Below are 17,511 nucleotides of genomic sequence, written 5' to 3'. Positions count from 1 at the left end.
AACAAAAGGTTTGATACCCCGCACCTGGAGATTCCTGAAAAAATTCTTCCTGATTCTTTTTGTTGCGCAACTCCTCTATATTATCCTGCTGCGGTGGGTCGATCCCCCTTTTACATTCACACAACTGGGCGACTGGTTCCGGGGGTATGGTCTGAAGCGGGACTATGTAGACCGCTCGGAAATGTCCCGTAACATCCGGCTTGCGGTAATCTCTTCCGAGGACCAGCTGTTTGCCGATCACAGCGGTTTCGATTGGAAGAGTATTGAAAAGGCAATGGATTACAACAAAAGGAAGCCGAACCGCGTGCATGGCGCAAGTACCATCAGCCAGCAGACAGCCAAGAATGTATTCCTGTGGCAGGGCAGGAGCTGGATCCGCAAAGCCATGGAAACCTATTTTACATTCATGATTGAGCACATCTGGGGTAAAAAAAGGATCCTTGAAGTTTACCTGAATGTTATAGAAATGGGTCCGGGAGTATTTGGCATTGAAGCAGCATCCCGGCATTACTTTCATAAATCAGCAGCGAACCTGAGCCGGGCCGAAGCATCACGGATTGCGGCCTGTCTGCCGAATCCCAAAAAGTTCTTTGCGAGTCCCGCCAGCAAATATGTGTTGTACCGTTCGGTGGTCATTCAAAAACAGATGACCATCCTTGCGGCTGATCCTGATATCCAGAAGATCATCAATTAATGATGATCTCCAGTGCGCGGCTGTTCTGGCTCGCTATTCCGGGTATGCCCGACCATACGCCGATCTTGGCGCGGTATTTTCCTGGAGAAATGTTCATATCGGTGTCCGAAGAAAATGAAAATGAACCGTCGGCTTTCTTTTGGTGTTTCAGTGGCAACCTTACCATCGGGTCATCCCCTTCGAATATATCAAGCACATAAGTTTCGGAACCTGTTTCGCCCTTGATGACAGCAACAAAATCTTCCAGACGGCCTTTCCGGATATACAGTTTCCCCTGACTAGGACTGATATCTATTCCGGATGCAGACGTAAAATCATTAAAAACCTTTCCAGCCATCGGCTCCCGGTTATTGGGAATCTCCACAGCGCCTGAATCATTCGCCAGGAATTTATCTGCGAGAAACACGTCCCGCCCCTGGAAGGACTTTTCTATCGGCCAGAAATTATAGTTGTTCCGGCGGTAGCGGGTAGTGTTGAGTCCGAATGCGGTGTCACCCGTATAAAACCAGTATTTCGACGGACGCTGGTAACTGTCAAAAAAGACGACGGGTTTTCCATTAGCGGCCTTCTGAACTGCTGTTGCCCAGGTTTTGTTGTGATGCATTTCATCATGGAAGCGGTTGGTAAGGAAGCTGATGTCGGTTACCAGGTAGATCCGCAGAAGGAAAATGGCGATTAAAGCAGGCAGCCAGAGTCGTTTTACCCATACCGATAGTGGCTTGCCGGAAAGCCATGCATGAGACAGGATCATCAGCGGGATCAATGCAGGTACCGTCCAGTTGGCCTCCACCCTTCCTTTCAAGGTGCTGACCAGGAAAAACAGGTAGAATCCTATCACGGTATACCGGAGTGATTGTTCAAAGAGGTCGGCAGGTTTCTTCCGCGCTGTTGCATAAAACAACAGCCACCCGATCAGCGGCCCTGCCAGGAGTAATTGTCCCAGGACGTATTCAATGCTGAAGGTGAGCCGGTAGGAAGGTGCATTTCTTTCTTTCAGGTGATATCCTACAGAGGGGAATCCATGCTGCGCCTGCCACCAGAGATGCGGCAGGAACAACAGTATGCCACTTATCGCTGCCACCCAGGCGTTTCTCCGCAACAACAGTTTAGGGTTGCTGAGAAAGGTGAAAAAGATCACCAGGATACCATGGTACTTGCTGTACAGCATCAACGCCATTACCAATCCCAGTAACAGGCCATTACCGATCGTATCTTTTTCAAGAAAACGTTTGTATTGCAGGAAGAACACAGCCGTGAAAAAGGTAAGCGGAATATCGGGTACCGCCAGAATACCGCCGATCTGAAACACCGCCATCGAACTGGCCAGGTACATGAAGAGGATGTCATCCTTTACCGGTAGTAACCGGTACATGATCATCAGGCTGCCCGTGCTCATCAGCACCATAAAAAGCCGCACACCCAGTTCATTGTGGAATACAGTGTAGCCGGTTTTGATCAGGGCTGCAATCATCGGCGGATGATCAAAATAGCCCCAGTCCAGGAAGCGGGAATACACCCAGTAATAGGCTTCATCATCCAGCAATTGGGTGAATGCTGCCTGAAGCAAGCCGATGAGCAGCCAGGCCCCGAAGAACCAGGACAAAGCATTTTTTTTAATCGGTGAAGTCATTATGAGAATAATTGCGTAATCGATTCTTTAACGGTTGCGATGCGTTCCTGAAGGGGTCCGCTGACTGTGATCCAGGGAACAGGCTGGTTGACCAGGAGGTCCTTGTACATCAGGAAAAGCTGCTTGCGGACTTCGAGATCAGGGTACTCGCGTAATTCATCTTTTGCCCAGGGGATATCTATATCACATAGAAGGTACAGATCATAGGGCCGGGTGGCAATGGCATCGAGAATAAAGGTGTGACATTTCTCAAAAACATACTCACACCATACTTTCATCACGTACATATCTGTATCGACAAAAAGGTACGGTGGCTGCACCTTTCTGTCGATCATTTTTGCAGCGTAATCATCTTCCATTTTCAGTTGTCCCTTTGCAATGGTGAGCAGGTCGTTATACTTGTAGTACTTGCCGTTTTTCACCAGGTACTCCCGCGCGTATTCCGGGCACCAGAGAGAATTATAGGTTCGGGCAAGCGCTTCACATAAAGTGCTCTTGCCGGTGGATTCCGGACCTATGACAACGATCTTTTTCAACATAGAAGCCGGAAAGTTACTGAACCTTAAACTTCTTTTGCCATGAAAACAGTCCGGAAACAGCGAGGACCAGCAGGATGACATACTGGAAGGAAGTAAAGGCTAATCCTTTTACAAAATAAAGCGGTATAGATGCAATGTTGGTAATGATCCACCAGTACCAGCTTTCAATTTTTTTCTTTGCCATCAGCCACATTCCTGTATAAGCGCTGGCGCTGGCGAGGGCATCTGCCCAGGGGATCGCTGCTGCAGCAAATGCCTGTTTCAACATGGTCAATACAGCAAACAGGAAGGAATAGCATACCATGAAAAAGAGGACCTGTTCAAACCATTCCTGACCGGAGGATGGTGTGATCTTTAAGGTGTGATGATGGTCGCGGTCGCGTTTCGACCACAGGATCCAACCGTAGATGCTCATCACCGAGTAATAGAAATTGACACTTGCTTCGCCGTACAGGTGAAACTTGAGACTGAGATAAACGAAAAAGGTCGTGTTGATGAGTCCGATAGGGTAAACCAGGATGTTTTCCTTTCTGCTGAACCAGACGCTTCCGATACCGGCGATTACTGCAATAAATTCCATCCACCCGGTATTCCGGATATTTTCCAGGAATTGCTGCCACACCGCTGACGCCATGCTTAAAAATGCAACAGAATTTTTAGATTGCCGCAAATTGTTTTGTATGAAAATAGCTGTACTGGGCGCGGGAATGGTTGGTCGTGCTATCGCCCTCGACCTTTCGGAAAAGCATTCAGTAGTTGCGTTCGACAAATTCCCGCAACCACTGTCCCTTCTTCAGCAACGGAAAAAGGAAATCGCGACGCGGCAGGAGGACCTAGAACAGTATGCGGCTTATCCCTCGTGGCTGGCGGAATTTGACCTTGTCGTGACGGCGGTACCCGGTTTCATGGGGTACAAAACCCTGGAGGCCGTGATCCATGCGGGAAAACCGGTAGTCGATATTTCTTTCTTCCCGGAAGATGCGCTGGCGCTGGACCAGCTTGCCAGGGAAAAGAATGTCACGGTCATTACTGACTGCGGGGTGGCCCCGGGTATGAGCAACTTCATTATTGGCCATTATAATGAACAGATGACGTTGAACAGTTTTGAGATCTATGTGGGCGGACTGCCAAAAACCAGGAAAAAACCATTTGAATACAAGGCGCCATTCTCACCGATCGATGTGATCGAAGAGTATACCCGGCCCGCCCGCCTGAAGGAAAACGGTCGTATCGTGGTCAAGCCTGCGTTGTCAGAGCGGCACCTGATGGAATTCGGCGAGATCGGTACCCTCGAAGCCTTTAATACGGACGGACTGCGCAGCCTGCTGTTCACCATGCCGCATATTCCTGACCAGAAGGAACAGACCCTTCGATATCCGGGTCATGTGGAGCTGATCCAGGCACTTAAAGCTTCGGGGTTCTTTTCAGAAGAAACCCTCACCGTTAACGGGCAGGCCATCAGACCAATTGATTTCTCCTCGTCTGTTCTTTTCAGGGAATGGAAACTGGGGCCGGAAGATGAGGAATTTACCGTGATGCGGGTGATCCTGCATGGCGAAAAGGATGGCCAACCGAAAACTGTCACCTACGATATGCTGGACCGCTACGATCCGGCAACAAAGATTTCATCTATGAGCCGTACCACCGGATATACCTGCACAGCGGCCGTCGGGCTGATTGCGGAAGGCCTTTTTACCGGCAAGGGCGTGTTCCCGCCAGAGAGGGTAGGCAACAAAAATGAGTGCTTTGCCTATGTTTTGCGGCACCTTGCGGCGAGAGGAGTGGTTTGGCGCAAGTCCTAAGGTTACTTACCTTTAACCTCCGCACTGTTCAACAAAAAATACCATAACCATGATCAGGAATGCAACAGCCGTTTGGAACGGCTCAGGAAAAGAAGGCAACGGCAACCTTACCACCCAAAGTGGTGTATTAAGCAAAACGCAGTATTCATTTAACTCCCGTTTTGAAAGCGGCGTTGGCACCAACCCCGAGGAACTGGTTGCTGCAGCACACGCAGGATGTTTTACCATGAAACTCAGTTTCGTGATCGGCGCAGCAGGTTTCACACCAGACATGCTTGAAACGCAATGCCAGATCACATTTGAGAATGGTGCGATCACCAAATCTCATTTGATTGTAAAGGGAAAGGTTCCCGGCATCAGCCAGGAGCAGTGGGATGCGAGCGTAAAGGATGCAGAAGCGAACTGTCCTATTTCAAAAGTGCTCAACACCAACATTACTTCAGAAGCAACGTTGCTCTGATAACGTAAGACAAGCATGGATACCTGCACCTGTCACCAGACAAGTGCAGGTATTTTTATTTCTTCACTGCCGGAGATTGAATGAAAATACCTTCACGTTTCAGCGCAGCGTTGATTATCCGGGCGAATGCAAGGGCATCGGGATGATCTCCATGAAGGCAGATGGTGTCAGCCTGTATGGGTATTGTCTCTCCCATGATCGTGTTGACGGAGCCTTTACGAATCATATCGAGACATTGTGCTACTGCCTGGGCGCTGTTTGTGATCACTGCCCCATCAAGGGTTCTGTTTACCAGTGAGCCATCACCGTTGTACGTCCTGTCGGCAAAAGCTTCCGACACTACCTGCAGTCCTCTTCCTGCAGCGATATCCAGCATCTTTGAACCTGCAAGTCCGAATAACAGTAATGTAGGATCAATTGCGGCAACGGCATCAGCCAATACCGCTGCAATCAGGGGGTCCCTGGCTGCGTGGTTGTATAGAGCACCATGGGGCTTAACATGGCGGAGAGTGGCTCCTTCTGCCGTGCAGCAGGCTGCCAGGAGGTTGATCTGGGAAAGAAGGGTGTCATACAATGCTGCAGGTTCCATCTGCAGTTCCTTTCTGCCAAAGTTTTCCCGGTCGGGATAGGAGGGATGAGCGCCTATTGCGGTGCCGGCCTGTTTCGCCGCGCAGACAAGTGTGACCATCGTTTCATGATCGCCTGCATGGGCTCCGCAGGCAATATTTACTGAGCTGATATAAGGGAGAAATTTTTCATCATCGGCAAGACCCTCACCAAGATCGGCGTTGATATCTACAATGGCGGGCATATTGTTTCAGGTAAGGTGAAGGTCAAGATCCTTTTGAAGTTGCTGAATCTGCCGGGATGCATCCAGCAATAAGCCGGTAGCGATGGTATGGGTGATCAGCTGAAACCGGATGCTGCTGCCACGGGGCTTTTGCACCAGAATGGACATGTCGGCTTCTGCAACCTGTGCAATAATGGGATATCCGCCAGTCACCTGTGCGTCTGCCAGCAAAACCAGCAACTGGCCATCGGGGCTAAGTTGTATTGTACCCGCCTGTACTGCTGTTGAGAAAGATCGCTGTGGTATCCGGGTCGCCAGCGGGACTCCTTTCAGCCGGGCGCCCATTCGGTTGGTCATCGCCGTTATTTCGAAAAGATTATCACCGAGTTGTGCCTGAGCGGCCTCAGTAAGATGATCAAATGCCAGCCCCTTCATGATGCGGATCGTCGTGTTGTCATAAGCTGGCAACTGGGATCCGGCGAGACCGAATGGCCGGTGTGCCGGGCCTTTTATCCGCCGGATTATTTTTTCAGCAGTCAAAGTGGACAACACAGCGAGTGGTAACAGGTCTCCGTTTTTCAGGAGCCGGCCCTGGATGCCTCCGAAGCCACCTGCAGCAAAAGTACTCCTGCTGCCCAGAACAGGCTGACACCGGATACCCCCGTGAATGGCGATATAGGCATATCCACCTGAGGGGGCAGCGATTGAAATAGTCTCTCCCGCCTGCAATAAGTGTGGATGCCATTTGGCTACAGGTTTGCCGGCGATCTCGACCTGGTGATTATGGCCACCTACGGCGATCAGGTGATCAGATAAGGCAATAGCCGCCCAATTTCCGGCAGCAATCTCAATGGTTGCGGCAGAAGGCTCATTGGCGGCCAGCAGATTAGTCAGCCGAAGCGCCTGCTGATCCATTGCACCACCAGGTGTAATTCCAAAGCTGCGGAACCCCGGACGGCCAGGATCCTGAATGCCGGAAATGCCGGCATTAAGTATTTTCATGCTGATCAAGATAGGCAAATGTGGCCGCATTTACGGGTGTAAAGCGGACCATGTCTCCAGGTACGAACATGCCTTTTCCCGGCGCAGCCGGATCAAAGATCTTTAATGGCGTTCTCCCAATTATATGCCATCCTGCCGGTGTTGCCATTGGATAGATACCGGTTTGTGTTTCTGCAATACCAACCGCACCCGGCGATACTTTTAATTCGGGTTGTGCCTTTCTGGGCACCCTAAGGCCATCGGGAAGAAAGCCCATATAGGGAAAGCCTGGTGTAAATCCGATCATAAACACATAATAGCTGTTCCCCGCATGCTGTTCAATAATGGCTTCTTCAGTCAGGCCCGTTGTGACAGCTACCGCGTGCAGATCCGGAGAATAAGGCGCCTCATAACAAACCGGGATCAGTTTTTCCTTTGCGGATGGCCGGAAATCATTGTTCTGTGGTTCTTGCAGCATTATCCGCAGCCATTGTAAAACAAAATCCCCGGGAGGTCGACCGGAGTTCCGGTAAACTTCCCAGGGATCAAAATAGATCGTTATACTTTGGATTGCGAGGACGCAATCGGTAAATCCTGAAAACTTTTCCTGTCGTATCCGGTTAGCCATTCCAACTAACCTGCGATGCTGACCGATGGTCATATCGCCTTCCCAGACTACCGTACAGGCTGATTCTGAAAGGAGGTGGATGGTGTAATCCATTATTCGGCCTCAGCCACCACTTCTTTCACTTCGGGAATCATTCTTTTCATCATCCCTTCAATGCCGGCTTTCAGGGTGATCATGCTGGACGGACAACCGCTGCAGCTTCCCTGGAGCATCAGGTTTACTACGCCGTCATCGTAGCTTTTGAACTGAATAGCACCGCCATCCATTTCAACAGCTGGCTTCACATAGTTTTCCAGCAGCTCTTTGATGCGTTTTACCACATCATCATCATCTGCGGTAACCTCATTTCCCCCGGATTGTTTCACAGCGGCAAGTTCTTCTTCATTCACAACGGGTTTGCCTTCTTCCAGGTAATCTTTCAAAAACTGGCGGATAGAAGGAATAACATCATTCCATTCTGTTTCCTGTGTTTTTGTCAGGGTTACAAAATTGCTGGCGATGAACACACTGCGGATAAAGGGAAATCCGAACAGCTCAACAGCCAGGGGTGAAGGCTTCGCACTTTCCATATCCGGCAGGTCTATGCTTTTTCCGGGATAAAGCAGTTTGTTGGCAACAAACTTCATTGTTTCCGGATTGGGAGTCATTTCCGTATAGATACTGATCACGGGATTACCGGTTTTAATCATAACTGCACTGATTTATGTACAAAAATAACAATTGCCCGCGGGTATTGTTTCTATTTCAGGGAAATCTTGGGGGCGAGGGGTGCCGGAGCCGCATGACTAGTGGGAGCAATCCGCGGCGTGGCAATGGTTGGCTTTGCGGCAAAGCTGGTAATTCCGGAAATGCGCCCAGACGATCGCGACTACTGCCGGCACGAGAAACCAGAGCTGCCAGTCGTGGAGGTATTGTTTCAGCAGCAGGAGAAAGATACCCAGGCTGAAAATCAGGAGGGGCCCGGCCTTGCGGTGATGTTTCCGGTATCCATGATATAACGCCGCTGAACCGACTACTGCTGCCAGGAGTATCATAAAATACTCAAATGACACATTATGAATGATTTCGACTCCAAAAACAGGAAGGCTGGTTAACAACAGCGGCAGTACCGCGCAATGGATGGCGCAGGCAACCGAAGTGGCAATTCCAAAAGCGTCCCAATTGATTTTTAGCCTCATGAAGGGGGCAAAAATAGGAAGATGCAACTTTGTTGCAAAATATTTCTTCTTAATTTTGCAGTAATGAAAAAACGAACCGCATACTACCTCATTTTCTTCCTGGTGCTTTTTGGTGGATTTCTTTTCGCCATGACCCGGTTTATTCCCGGTTTTGGTAAAGTTTCGATGCCGGTGCTCAGTACAGTGAAACCATTCAGTTTTACCGACCAGAATGGGAAGACTTTCAGCAACCAGCAAACTGAAGGTAAGGTTTATGTGGCCGAGTACTTTTTTACTACCTGCCCGGGTATTTGTCCCAAAATGAACCGGAACCTTAAGACGGTTTATGACAATTATAAGAATGAGCCCGGTTTCCTGATCCTTTCCCATTCTGTAGATCCCGGAACCGACAGTGTAACGCGTATGAAAATATATGCGGACTCTCTCGGGGTTAATGGGGGGAACTGGCATTTTCTGACAGGTAGTAAAGACAGTCTTTACCTGGCGGCCCGGATCAGTTATCTGCTGGACGATCCAAAAAACAACAATAAGCTGATTGAAGACCAGTTTATCCATACGCAGTTTTTTGCATTGGTGGATAAAAACGGTCAGGTGCGCCGAATTTATGATGGACTGAAAAAAGACGAAGTCAATCAGCTTATCACGGATATTCCTGTATTGCTAAAAGAGAAAGCTGGCGGTCGTGGTCATTTTGCCAATGGTATATTTAATAACAATCCACAGTAATGGAGCAAGCCATCCAGGAAATATTAAAGAGGAACCGCCTCAGTGTGACCGATAGCCGGGTAAAAATCCTAGAACTGTTTCTATCCCAGGCCGGAGCGCTCGCCCATGGAGATATAGAAAAGAAAACGGGCGAGAAATTCGACCGGGTGACGGTTTACCGCACTTTACAGGTCTTTCTTGGTAAGGGGATCATTCATACGATTCCAACAGCAGACAACAGTATCCGGTACGCCCTGTGCCGGGAAAACTGCGCTGAAGGCCATCACCATGATAATCACGTTCATTTCGTTTGCAGCGATTGTGGCAATACAACGTGCCTTGATGATATCACTATCCCCCAGATCCAGCTACCTACTGGCTATCAGACCCAGCAGGTGGAGATGCTGGTCAGCGGAATCTGCCGGGAATGTAAAAGTTGAATTGATCCCAGGCGCTGATTTTTCAGGCACTTTAAAAAGTTTTGATGGCTGTAAATTCAACAGGTAGTTCCCCGGAAACCTTGCGTGGACGTGGAAAAGCGCGGATTTAAGAAGCTAATCTGACCTTCCCGGAATTCCCGGAAAAAATAAAGCCCCGATGTAGACACACCGGGACTTTTGGTTAAGGCTCTGATTAGTAGCTATTTTAGAAGAAGCTTTATGCTTCTAAGTGTTTTCCTGTACAAATATATTGTTATAAATCATTAACCGCAAAATTTTAGCATACCCTATTTAGGGTATTTTTTGGCACTTAACCCAGATTTAACCCAGCTGAGCCATTTCCTGCTCCACAAAATCCATCAATGTTTTAACACGGTCTGGTCCCAGGTCAAATTTTAACCCCGCAGCCTCGTACAATTCAGGTAAAGTCCGGGTTCCTCCCAGCGCGAGTGCATTCATATAGTTGTCTAATGCAGCTTCCCTGTTCTGCTTATACTGCATCCACATACCGATCGCACCAAGCTGTGCAATGCCATATTCGATATAGTAGAAGGGTACTTCAAAGAGATGCAATTGCCGTTGCCAGCTGTACTTTCTGAATTCTTCCAATCCACTCAGTTCAATTTCACCTGTTGAAAACTCATCATTGATGCTGATCCATTTTGCTGTTCGTTCTTCTGGCGTATGTCCGGGAATCTCGTAAACCCAATGTTGAAATTTATCAATGATGGCAATCCATGGAAAAATCGTGATCACTCTTTCCAGCTGATGTTCTTTTGCTCTTGTCAGTTCTTCTTCCTTATCAAAAAAACTATGCCAGTGATCCATGCTGAACAACTCCATGCTCATACTTGCCACCTCAGCGATCTCCATAGGATACTCCTTGAAAGCGCTTAACGGTAATGGATGAGCGAGAAAAGAATGAACTGCATGACCGCCTTCATGTACCATTGTAGTGACATCGTGCATTTGTCCGGCCGCATTCATAAAAATGAATGGCGCTCCTGTTTCGGCGAGTGGACAATTATAGCCGCCAGGTGCTTTGCCCTTCCGGCTTTCGAGGTCCAGTCTCCCCATATTTTTCATCGTCACCAGGCAGTCGGCGAAAAAGGGCCTCATCTCCCGGAAACATGAAATGGTTTTCTCCAGCAATTCCGTACCACCCTGGAAAGGCCGTAATGGTGTGATGCCTTCCGGCTCCGCTTCCGTATCCCAGGGACGAAGTTTGTCCAGCCCGAGCTTTTCCCGCTTCTTGCGGTAGATAGCAGCGACCAGTGGTACCACATGTTTTTTTACTGCATCGTGAAATGCATAGCAGTCTTCCTTTGTATAATCAAAGCGACCCATTTCGACAAATTTGTAGTCGCGGTAATTACTGAATCCGGCATTCAGGGCAACCTGGTGACGTTTGGCGATCAGGCTGCTGTACAGGCCGCTCAATTGCTCTCTGTCCTGGTACCGGCGTTCCTGGATTTTGCGGTAGGCATCTTCCCTTTTCGTCCTGTCCGGGTTTTCAAGGAATTTTGATGCCTGTTGCAACGTATATTCCTTACCGTCGATTGTAACCGTCATCTTGCCTGAGATCACACCGAACTGCTGTGCAGAAACACTTAGTTCTGCCAGCAACGGAATATTCTCTGTTCGGAAAAGATCAATTGACTTTTTTACGCTCCTGAGGTAGGTAAAAAATTCTTTTTTATCCAGTTCCTGCGTAAACGGAGAGTCGATCAGTTTTCGGTTCAGCTGGTCTGCGAAAGGCTGGATTTGTGGCTGGATCTCCATCACAAAATAGGTGAACGCCTCTTCCAGGTCCTTGTTTTCCGTATCGCAGGTCATGCGGATCTGCCGCCAGGCGGCGTCTTCGCCGACAACGGCTTCCAGTTCACTGCTGTCTTTCAGCCACTGTTCCAGATCGGAACGCGACTCCAGCGGACGATCAGCCAGGTCCCTGAAATAAGGTTCCAGGGTTTCCCATGTGGTCACTTTGAAATCTTCCGGCAGAAAATGCCGGGGCTTATGTTCCAGTATAGCGGAATAGGTCAGCGTTGAAGCCATATTATTCTTCTTCTGTTTTTTTCTTGCGGGCAGTTTTCTTGGGCTTATCTGCATTTTCTGTTCCATCGCCCTCAGCAGCAACTTTTTTGGTTGCAGCAGCTTTAGGGGCAGCCTTTTTCTCCGGCTTCGTTTCTTCAGTTGCCGCTGATTCAGCTGCTGCCTTAGTCTTGGCCTTCGGCGCTTTTGCAGCAGGGGCTTCCGCTTCAGGAGTAGCTTCTGCTACTTCCGCTTCAGCCGGCGCTTCGGTAAGTTTGATCTCGATGTTGTTCTTTTTAAGCACGTCAAACCACTTCAGCATTTTCTTCATATCGCTGGTATACACACGCTCAAAGTCCATGTCAGGATATACTTTCTGGAAAAATCCTTTAACAGCACTGGTATCTTTTGCATCCGGAGCGGCTTCGGCAGTTTTTTCCATCGCCTGGAAAACGTCAACAAGATTCACGTTGTCGCGAACGGTATAGATTTCGATGCTTTCCAGGTGGGAAAAATTATGAATACGGGACGAAACGAACCGTGTATTGTTATCGTCCAGGGAACGCACAATTGCGCCATCGGTTTTACTGCTAAGCAGTTCAAATAATCCGGGCAGACCGGTAACGGCAATAATTCTATTGTATTCCATAAATCAAAATTGTAAAGGACGTGCAAGATAGTAAAAATGCTCAGGCATCCATCCATTCCTTAAAGCGGAGGATCAGCTCGGTACTGACCGCTACCTCTTCCGGGGCCGGCGGGTCGAATTCGACGAGCAGTTTTCCCTTACCTGGCGAGCGTAGCCGGGAAATGGCATTGATATGCGCCAGGTACTTCCGGTTTACCCTGAAAAACTGATCCGGGTTCAATTCTTTTTCCAGGTCGCTGAGTGATTTGTCCAGCAGGTACCGCTGGCCGGTGTCATCAACGATGCAAACGAGTTTGTGGGCGGCATAACAGTAGGCGATCTGCTCGGTTTTGATCGATACGTAATCGCTGCCGCGTTTGATCAGGTATCGCTTGCGGTATTCCGCGGGTTGCTGCTGCCGGCTGCGCAACTGTTCCAGGGAGCCGGCGAAATGCTGTTTCAGCGTCGCATATTTCTGCAAAGCGGCCTGTAACCGTTCCTGGCGGATCGGCTTCAGCAGGTATTCAATGCTGTTGTATTCGAAGGCCTCCTGCCAGTATTCGTCATAGGCGGTGGTAAAAATCACGGGACAGCTGATGGTGACCTGATCGAAAATTGAGAATGACTGTCCGTCACTTAATTCAATATCCATAAAGATCAGGTCAGGTGAAAGGTGAGCAGAAAGCCAGGCAACGGCTTCCCGCACACTCTCCAGTGTTGCCAGGCACTCATGTTGACCTTCTATGCCCTGCAGGGCTGCGAACAGTCTTTCAGCTGCAGGTTTTTCGTCTTCTATGATGAGAATTTTCATATTCAATCGAGTGTCAGAACAGGTAACATTACCACAAAAGAATTTTCTGCATCGATCACATCGATGGGTAATCCGGTGATCAGCAGGTAGCGCTTCTGCAGGTTATTCAGGCCAATGCCGCTGGATCGCCTGTCTTGCCTTCTTTCACGGGCCATATTGGAAAACACGAGTGTTTTACCAACAAGCGAAACCCTCATCTGCAGCGGATCCTGGCGACTGAATTCATTGTGCTTGATCGCATTTTCCATCAGCAGCTGCAGGGAGATGGGTGGCAAAAGGTATTTGTCGCAGTCAGCATCAGCCACCAGGTTTTCACAGATCAGGGCATCACCGAAACGGATTTTCAGCAACGCAAAAAAATTATCCAGGAAGCTCAGCTCATCTCTCAATAAAACGAGATCGCGGCCTTTGTTGGAAAGGATGTACCGATAAGTGTCTGCAAGGGTGTCGTTGAACTGTCTGGCTTTCTCCGGTGATGATTCTATCAGGTGACTCAGGGTGTTGAGTGAATTGAAAATGAAATGCGGATCGATCTGGTTCCGGAGGGCTTCAAGTGCCGTTTCTGTTCTTGCCCGCTCCAGTTGGGCATTACGCAACATTTCGGATTCTGATTCCTTTACCAGAAATACTGTTTCATACACGTGCACGATAAAAACCACTGCTACGAGAATGATCAGGGTTGTCTGTACAATGTTCGTCCAGTCGGTCTTCCCTTGCAGGAAGATCTGATACCAGCCGGTCAGCAGCAGTACTGCGACGGGAATGGTGTACAGGGGGATTACGATCAGCAATACGGCAATTTTCCGGAGGGGATATTTGAACCAGTTAAAATAGCTGCGCAGGGTGAAAAGCAGATACCGGTTTCCCTGCCAGATGAGAAATGCGATCCCGATGGTATAACAGTAGCTCATTTTGATCTGCCAGTGGGTGAACTGACCGGGTGGGATCAGCCCGGTAGCCAGGGGAATGACAATGCCCAGCACCGGGATCAGGATGATCCTGAAGCCGATGTCATTCAACCGTCCGGTCACGGCCGGAGCATTCGTCGGGAAAAATGCCGGATTCGTTCCCATGAAATCGGGTTTCGGTAAGTCGGGTTTGCTTACCCTGAAATTAGACAATAGTTTAGGATGCAAATCATTTATATGGACATATCAACAGTCAACTGGTGGGCAGTTCTCGTGGCGGGATTGTCTGCTTTTGTAATCGGCGGGATCTGGTATTCTCCCGGCTTGTTTGGCAAGGCCTGGATGAAGGAAAACCAGCTGACGGAAGAAACGATCCGACAGGGGAACAAGGGAAAAATCTTTGGGTTTACAGCAATCTTTTCCCTGATCATGGCGGCAAATCTATCGATGTTCCTGGTGGATACTCCCCAGCTGAAAACCGATGTATCCTGGGGAATGACGGCCGGATTTCTGGCGGGAGTCTGGACTTTCTGCGCCATTGCCATCCACAGCCTTTTTGAACAAAAAAGCTGGAAACTTATCCTCATCAATGGCGGATACAGTATTGTTTCGCTTGTCATCATGGGGGCAGTAATCGGATTATGGAGATAAACCAAACCAATTTGTCATGATACAACAACATGCAATCAGCTGGTTCGAGATCCCGACAACAGATCTTGGCCGGGCACAGAAGTTTTACGAAACTATTTTTGGCATCAAGCTCGAGGCTATGGACATGCCCAATATTCAGATGCGGATGTTTCCGATCCAGGATATGATGTCCGGAGTTGCAGGAGCACTCACTTTTGCTCCGGATTTTTATCAGCCGCAAACCAACGGAACATTGGTTTATCTGAATGCAAATCCTGACGTTCAGCTAGTATTGGACCGGATCGAAGCAGCAGGAGGCAGCATCGTGGTGCCTAAAACAGAGATAAGTCCGGAGATCGGGCACATGGCCGTATTCATTGATACGGAAGGAAACAGGGTGGCGCTGCATTCCATTCCGCCACAATAAAACATGGAAAACAAAAACGACTGGTCGGTATTCCGGGTGCGGATCGACGTCCATGCACCCAGGGAAGCAGTGTATGCTGCATGGACAACCCGCACTGGTATGGAAAGCTGGTTTCTGCGGGAGTGCATATTTTATGATGCAGGCGGTGCTGATAAGGAAGCGGATTCCCTGGCAACCAACGGGGAGACCTATTCTTTCCGGTGGTTCGGTTATCCGGATGAAGTGGTGGAAACGGGAACTATACTCGAGGCAAACGGAACTGACCGGTTCGGCTTCAGTTTCGGGCAGGCCGGCAATTGTACCGTACTGCTCGAAACTGTCAGGGATCTTGTACTGGTGACGCTGGAACAGACAGCGATTCCCGATGATGATCAGGGAAGAATGCACTGGCATGTGGGCTGCAAGACCGGATGGACATTTTACCTTGCAAACCTTAAAAGCCTGCTGGAAGGAGGAATTGATCTGCGCAACAGAGATGAAAGGTTACAGAACATGTTAAACTCCTGAAAATGAAAATATTTTCTCTGGCGGTATTGATTTCGTTCCTTTTGCCGCAGGACAAAAAGAATTTTCAACAATTGATGGCACTCGAAGGACGGTGGCAACGCCAGGGCGTGGAAGCACCAGGCTTTGAAGAATGGAAAAAGGCCGATGACCAACAGTTGTCTGGCCGTTCCTATTTGCTGAAAGGAGAAGATACGGTAGTCACAGAAACGGTTAAACTAAGCCGGCGAAACGGTCAGATCGTATATGTTGCCACGGCCGCCAACCAGAATGACAATAAGCCCACCGCATTTTTTCTCGTGTCTGCTGAAAAGAAAATATTTGTGTTTGAGAACAATGACCATGACTTTCCCAAACGGGTGATCTACCACCTGGTTTCCGCAGACTCCCTACATGCATGGATTGACGGCGGCGCTCTTGCACCGGAGAAGCGCGTGGATTATTATTTCAGAAAAGTGAAGTGACGTCCCGTAGTTTTGCAGCATGAATGAAAACAATAAAGCTGCACTGGTTAGTGAAGTGATCCGGGAAAGAAGAAGTACCAAGCCTGCCAGTTTGAACGGCAAGCCAATCTCAGATGAAGAATTTCGTGCTGTTATAGAAATGGCGGACTGGGCACCGACACATGGCCATACCGAGCCCTGGCTGTTCCTGATCCATTCCGGCGATAAGGGCCGGGCATTTTGCCAGGCACATGCTGACACCTGGAAGGAAATCACACCTGCAGAAAGATTTACGACGGCTACTTATGACAAGTTGAAACATATGGGGGACCTCGCCTCGCATGTTGTAGTGGCTGTAATGAAAAGGGGCGACAATCCCAAGATTCCGCTAATTGAAGAAATCTCCGCTGCTGCAGCTGCAACACAAAATGTACTGCTGGCTGCTACGGCGCATGGCATATCCAGTTTCTGGAGCACTGGTGGACTGGCCCATAATCCCGCGCTCAAGACCCTGCTGCAGTTGGGGGAACACGATATCGTGCTGGGCATCCTGTACTTCGGATATTCTGATGCAGAACCTGCAAACGGTAAGCGACTGAAGCCACTTTCAGAGAAATTTGTATGGAGCTGATCAGTTCTTGTTGATATCTGCCAGAACAGCCTCGATGCGTTGCACGAGGCTGTTCTGTTCCGTATAGCCGCGCGACACCAGGTAGAATTTTGATTCTGATACCTGCATGAATACCGTTGGATAGCCGTTTACTTTCAGCTGCCGGCACAACGAAAATTCGTAGTAGGCCTTTTCTTTGTATTCCTCGCTGGCCAGTTTCGTGTAGAAATCTTCTTCGTCGATCTGGTATTTAACAAGCAGGTGCCGGTAGGCCTCATTATCGCAAAGGTCCCGTCCTTCAAAGTGAAGGGCGTATTGCAGGTCTGAAGCAAAGAAGACCTGTTGTTCCGGATAGATTTCCTTGAAGATGCAAAGTGCGATAGCAGGTTTTTCTGAATTGGGATACCAGTCACTTTCCTCGGGATGAAAAATATGCCACAGATAATCTTCTCCAAACCGGATGCCCGTCAACTCCTCTACTGATTTGTAGGCTTCACTGATGTACCCGGCCATTACTCCGATATGGCGCGGCTGTTCCGGTAAAATCATTCCGCCTGACAGTACTTCAAATGTCAGCCGGTCTGCGTATAGGGTAGCGATGCTTTTAATAATGGGACTGAATCCATAACACCAGCCACAATAGGCATCGTAACAATATATGATAGTAGGCAT

The 17,511-nt window shown here is 48.9% G+C and carries 23 protein-coding genes; 10 read left to right on the top strand and 13 right to left on the bottom strand.

Annotated elements, in window-relative coordinates:
- Positions 1-10: 10 nt before the first annotated feature.
- Entirely contained in the window at positions 11-694 is a 684-nt protein-coding gene (gene mtgA / locus FPE01S_RS06465; protein ID WP_245623954.1) for a monofunctional biosynthetic peptidoglycan transglycosylase, read from the top strand.
- Here the strand turns inward: mtgA and FPE01S_RS06460 are convergent.
- The 3 genes from FPE01S_RS06460 to pnuC are packed head-to-tail and all read right to left on the bottom strand — an operon-like array spanning position 687 to position 3,497.
- Positions 687-2,324 (bottom strand): ArnT family glycosyltransferase, encoded by a 1,638-nt coding sequence (locus FPE01S_RS06460; protein ID WP_052955551.1) that lies wholly within the window; start codon positions 2,322-2,324, stop codon positions 687-689. The genes mtgA and FPE01S_RS06460 overlap by 8 nt on opposite strands.
- On the bottom strand, positions 2,324-2,863 hold the full coding sequence (locus tag FPE01S_RS06455) for an AAA family ATPase (RefSeq protein WP_046367973.1): 540 nt from the start codon (positions 2,861-2,863) through the stop codon (positions 2,324-2,326). Before FPE01S_RS06455 ends, FPE01S_RS06460 begins: the two co-directional genes overlap by 1 nt.
- Positions 2,864-2,876: 13 nt before the next feature.
- Positions 2,877-3,497, bottom strand: coding sequence for a nicotinamide riboside transporter PnuC (gene pnuC / locus FPE01S_RS06450; RefSeq protein ID WP_046367972.1), 621 nt, complete (start codon positions 3,495-3,497; stop codon positions 2,877-2,879).
- A 46-nt stretch (positions 3,498-3,543) separates the two neighbouring features.
- Between pnuC and FPE01S_RS06445 the strand changes: the two genes are divergently transcribed.
- Positions 3,544-4,665 (top strand): saccharopine dehydrogenase family protein, encoded by a 1,122-nt coding sequence (locus tag FPE01S_RS06445; RefSeq protein ID WP_046368721.1) that lies wholly within the window; start codon positions 3,544-3,546, stop codon positions 4,663-4,665.
- 49 nt (positions 4,666-4,714) lie between these two features.
- Positions 4,715-5,125 (top strand): OsmC family protein, encoded by a 411-nt coding sequence (locus FPE01S_RS06440; protein WP_046367971.1) that lies wholly within the window; start codon positions 4,715-4,717, stop codon positions 5,123-5,125.
- A 55-nt stretch (positions 5,126-5,180) separates the two neighbouring features.
- On the opposite strand, the gene FPE01S_RS06435 is transcribed toward FPE01S_RS06440, so the two are convergent.
- The 5 genes from FPE01S_RS06435 to FPE01S_RS06415 form a co-directional block, all read right to left on the bottom strand.
- Positions 5,181-5,936, bottom strand: a complete 756-nt coding sequence (locus FPE01S_RS06435; RefSeq protein WP_046367970.1) for a 5-oxoprolinase subunit PxpA — start codon at positions 5,934-5,936, stop codon at positions 5,181-5,183.
- Positions 5,937-5,942: 6 nt separating this feature from the next.
- Complete coding sequence (locus tag FPE01S_RS06430) at positions 5,943-6,917, bottom strand: 5-oxoprolinase subunit C family protein (RefSeq protein ID WP_046367969.1); 975 nt, start codon at positions 6,915-6,917, stop codon at positions 5,943-5,945.
- Complete coding sequence (pxpB, locus tag FPE01S_RS06425) at positions 6,904-7,617, bottom strand: 5-oxoprolinase subunit PxpB (protein ID WP_046367968.1); 714 nt, start codon at positions 7,615-7,617, stop codon at positions 6,904-6,906. The genes FPE01S_RS06430 and pxpB overlap by 14 nt, the downstream gene beginning before the upstream one ends.
- Complete coding sequence (locus tag FPE01S_RS06420; RefSeq protein WP_046367967.1) at positions 7,617-8,213, bottom strand: NifU family protein; 597 nt, start codon at positions 8,211-8,213, stop codon at positions 7,617-7,619. Before FPE01S_RS06420 ends, pxpB begins: the two co-directional genes overlap by 1 nt.
- 96 nt (positions 8,214-8,309) lie before the next feature.
- The gene (locus tag FPE01S_RS06415; protein WP_046367966.1) at positions 8,310-8,702 is read right to left on the bottom strand and encodes a MerC domain-containing protein; all 393 of its coding nucleotides are present in this window, start codon (positions 8,700-8,702) and stop codon (positions 8,310-8,312) included.
- Between the two features lie 63 nt (positions 8,703-8,765).
- Between FPE01S_RS06415 and FPE01S_RS06410 the strand changes: the two genes are divergently transcribed.
- Together FPE01S_RS06410 and FPE01S_RS06405 are read left to right on the top strand one after the other, a co-directional pair.
- The gene (locus FPE01S_RS06410; RefSeq protein WP_046367965.1) at positions 8,766-9,428 is read left to right on the top strand and encodes an SCO family protein; all 663 of its coding nucleotides are present in this window, start codon (positions 8,766-8,768) and stop codon (positions 9,426-9,428) included.
- Positions 9,428-9,847, top strand: coding sequence for a Fur family transcriptional regulator (locus FPE01S_RS06405; RefSeq protein ID WP_046367964.1), 420 nt, complete (start codon positions 9,428-9,430; stop codon positions 9,845-9,847). Before FPE01S_RS06410 ends, FPE01S_RS06405 begins: the two co-directional genes overlap by 1 nt.
- 321 nt (positions 9,848-10,168) lie before the next feature.
- Here FPE01S_RS06405 and FPE01S_RS06400 read toward each other — a convergent pair whose 3' ends face one another.
- Genes FPE01S_RS06400 through FPE01S_RS06385 form a run of 4 tightly spaced genes read right to left on the bottom strand, consistent with a single transcriptional unit; the run spans position 10,169 to position 14,390 of the window.
- Entirely contained in the window at positions 10,169-11,902 is a 1,734-nt protein-coding gene (locus FPE01S_RS06400; protein WP_046367963.1) for a M3 family oligoendopeptidase, read from the bottom strand.
- A gap of 1 nt (position 11,903) precedes the next feature.
- A complete protein-coding gene (locus tag FPE01S_RS06395; protein WP_046367962.1) occupies positions 11,904-12,527 on the bottom strand; it encodes a DUF5606 family protein in 624 nt (207 codons plus the stop codon).
- Between the two features lie 40 nt (positions 12,528-12,567).
- Positions 12,568-13,317, bottom strand: coding sequence for a LytR/AlgR family response regulator transcription factor (locus FPE01S_RS06390; protein WP_046367961.1), 750 nt, complete (start codon positions 13,315-13,317; stop codon positions 12,568-12,570).
- A gap of 2 nt (positions 13,318-13,319) precedes the next feature.
- Positions 13,320-14,390, bottom strand: a complete 1,071-nt coding sequence (locus FPE01S_RS06385) for a sensor histidine kinase (protein WP_245623953.1) — start codon at positions 14,388-14,390, stop codon at positions 13,320-13,322.
- Positions 14,391-14,462: 72 nt separating this feature from the next.
- On the opposite strand from FPE01S_RS06385, the gene FPE01S_RS06380 reads away from it, so the two are divergent.
- The 5 genes from FPE01S_RS06380 to FPE01S_RS06360 are packed head-to-tail and all read left to right on the top strand — an operon-like array spanning position 14,463 to position 16,860.
- A complete protein-coding gene (locus FPE01S_RS06380; protein ID WP_046368719.1) occupies positions 14,463-14,876 on the top strand; it encodes a DUF1761 domain-containing protein in 414 nt (137 codons plus the stop codon).
- 16 nt (positions 14,877-14,892) lie between these two features.
- Entirely contained in the window at positions 14,893-15,282 is a 390-nt protein-coding gene (locus FPE01S_RS06375; RefSeq protein WP_046367960.1) for a VOC family protein, read from the top strand.
- Positions 15,283-15,285: 3 nt separating this feature from the next.
- Positions 15,286-15,789 carry an SRPBCC family protein gene (locus tag FPE01S_RS06370; protein WP_046367959.1) on the top strand — a complete coding sequence of 168 codons (504 nt, stop codon included), beginning with the start codon at positions 15,286-15,288 and terminating at the stop codon, positions 15,787-15,789.
- Between the two features lie 2 nt (positions 15,790-15,791).
- Positions 15,792-16,250, top strand: coding sequence for a DUF6265 family protein (locus FPE01S_RS06365; protein ID WP_052955550.1), 459 nt, complete (start codon positions 15,792-15,794; stop codon positions 16,248-16,250).
- Between the two features lie 19 nt (positions 16,251-16,269).
- Entirely contained in the window at positions 16,270-16,860 is a 591-nt protein-coding gene (locus FPE01S_RS06360) for a nitroreductase family protein (RefSeq protein WP_046367958.1), read from the top strand.
- Here FPE01S_RS06360 and FPE01S_RS06355 read toward each other — a convergent pair whose 3' ends face one another.
- The gene (locus tag FPE01S_RS06355) at positions 16,861-17,511 is read right to left on the bottom strand and encodes a DsbA family protein (RefSeq protein ID WP_052955676.1); all 651 of its coding nucleotides are present in this window, start codon (positions 17,509-17,511) and stop codon (positions 16,861-16,863) included.

Origin of the sequence: Flavihumibacter petaseus NBRC 106054, assembly GCF_000974785.1 — a bacterium.
GTDB lineage: Bacteria > Bacteroidota > Bacteroidia > Chitinophagales > Chitinophagaceae > Flavihumibacter > Flavihumibacter petaseus.
Note: the sequence above shows the minus strand (reverse complement) of the source record. Positions and strands in the feature narration are given on the sequence as shown.

What these genes read in the sequence shown, in the direction of transcription:
- FPE01S_RS06460 (WP_052955551.1), bottom strand. Translation starts at nt 2,324, where the DNA reads ATGACTTCACCGATTAAAAAAAATGCTTTGTCCTGGTTCTTCGGGGCC.
- FPE01S_RS06455 (WP_046367973.1), bottom strand. Translation starts at nt 2,863, where the DNA reads ATGTTGAAAAAGATCGTTGTCATAGGTCCGGAATCCACCGGCAAGAGC.
- pnuC (WP_046367972.1), bottom strand. Translation starts at nt 3,497, where the DNA reads ATGGCGTCAGCGGTGTGGCAGCAATTCCTGGAAAATATCCGGAATACC.
- FPE01S_RS06445 (WP_046368721.1), top strand. Translation starts at nt 3,544, where the DNA reads ATGAAAATAGCTGTACTGGGCGCGGGAATGGTTGGTCGTGCTATCGCC.
- FPE01S_RS06440 (WP_046367971.1), top strand. Translation starts at nt 4,715, where the DNA reads ATGATCAGGAATGCAACAGCCGTTTGGAACGGCTCAGGAAAAGAAGGC.
- FPE01S_RS06435 (WP_046367970.1), bottom strand. Translation starts at nt 5,936, where the DNA reads ATGCCCGCCATTGTAGATATCAACGCCGATCTTGGTGAGGGTCTTGCC.
- FPE01S_RS06430 (WP_046367969.1), bottom strand. Translation starts at nt 6,917, where the DNA reads ATGAAAATACTTAATGCCGGCATTTCCGGCATTCAGGATCCTGGCCGT.
- pxpB (WP_046367968.1), bottom strand. Translation starts at nt 7,617, where the DNA reads ATGGATTACACCATCCACCTCCTTTCAGAATCAGCCTGTACGGTAGTC.
- FPE01S_RS06420 (WP_046367967.1), bottom strand. Translation starts at nt 8,213, where the DNA reads ATGATTAAAACCGGTAATCCCGTGATCAGTATCTATACGGAAATGACT.
- FPE01S_RS06415 (WP_046367966.1), bottom strand. Translation starts at nt 8,702, where the DNA reads ATGAGGCTAAAAATCAATTGGGACGCTTTTGGAATTGCCACTTCGGTT.
- FPE01S_RS06410 (WP_046367965.1), top strand. Translation starts at nt 8,766, where the DNA reads ATGAAAAAACGAACCGCATACTACCTCATTTTCTTCCTGGTGCTTTTT.
- FPE01S_RS06405 (WP_046367964.1), top strand. Translation starts at nt 9,428, where the DNA reads ATGGAGCAAGCCATCCAGGAAATATTAAAGAGGAACCGCCTCAGTGTG.
- FPE01S_RS06400 (WP_046367963.1), bottom strand. Translation starts at nt 11,902, where the DNA reads ATGGCTTCAACGCTGACCTATTCCGCTATACTGGAACATAAGCCCCGG.
- FPE01S_RS06395 (WP_046367962.1), bottom strand. Translation starts at nt 12,527, where the DNA reads ATGGAATACAATAGAATTATTGCCGTTACCGGTCTGCCCGGATTATTT.
- FPE01S_RS06390 (WP_046367961.1), bottom strand. Translation starts at nt 13,317, where the DNA reads ATGAAAATTCTCATCATAGAAGACGAAAAACCTGCAGCTGAAAGACTG.
- FPE01S_RS06385 (WP_245623953.1), bottom strand. Translation starts at nt 14,390, where the DNA reads ATGGGAACGAATCCGGCATTTTTCCCGACGAATGCTCCGGCCGTGACC.
- FPE01S_RS06380 (WP_046368719.1), top strand. Translation starts at nt 14,463, where the DNA reads ATGGACATATCAACAGTCAACTGGTGGGCAGTTCTCGTGGCGGGATTG.
- FPE01S_RS06375 (WP_046367960.1), top strand. Translation starts at nt 14,893, where the DNA reads ATGATACAACAACATGCAATCAGCTGGTTCGAGATCCCGACAACAGAT.
- FPE01S_RS06370 (WP_046367959.1), top strand. Translation starts at nt 15,286, where the DNA reads ATGGAAAACAAAAACGACTGGTCGGTATTCCGGGTGCGGATCGACGTC.
- FPE01S_RS06365 (WP_052955550.1), top strand. Translation starts at nt 15,792, where the DNA reads ATGAAAATATTTTCTCTGGCGGTATTGATTTCGTTCCTTTTGCCGCAG.
- FPE01S_RS06360 (WP_046367958.1), top strand. Translation starts at nt 16,270, where the DNA reads ATGAATGAAAACAATAAAGCTGCACTGGTTAGTGAAGTGATCCGGGAA.
- FPE01S_RS06355 (WP_052955676.1), bottom strand. Translation starts at nt 17,511, where the DNA reads ATGCCTACTATCATATATTGTTACGATGCCTATTGTGGCTGGTGTTAT.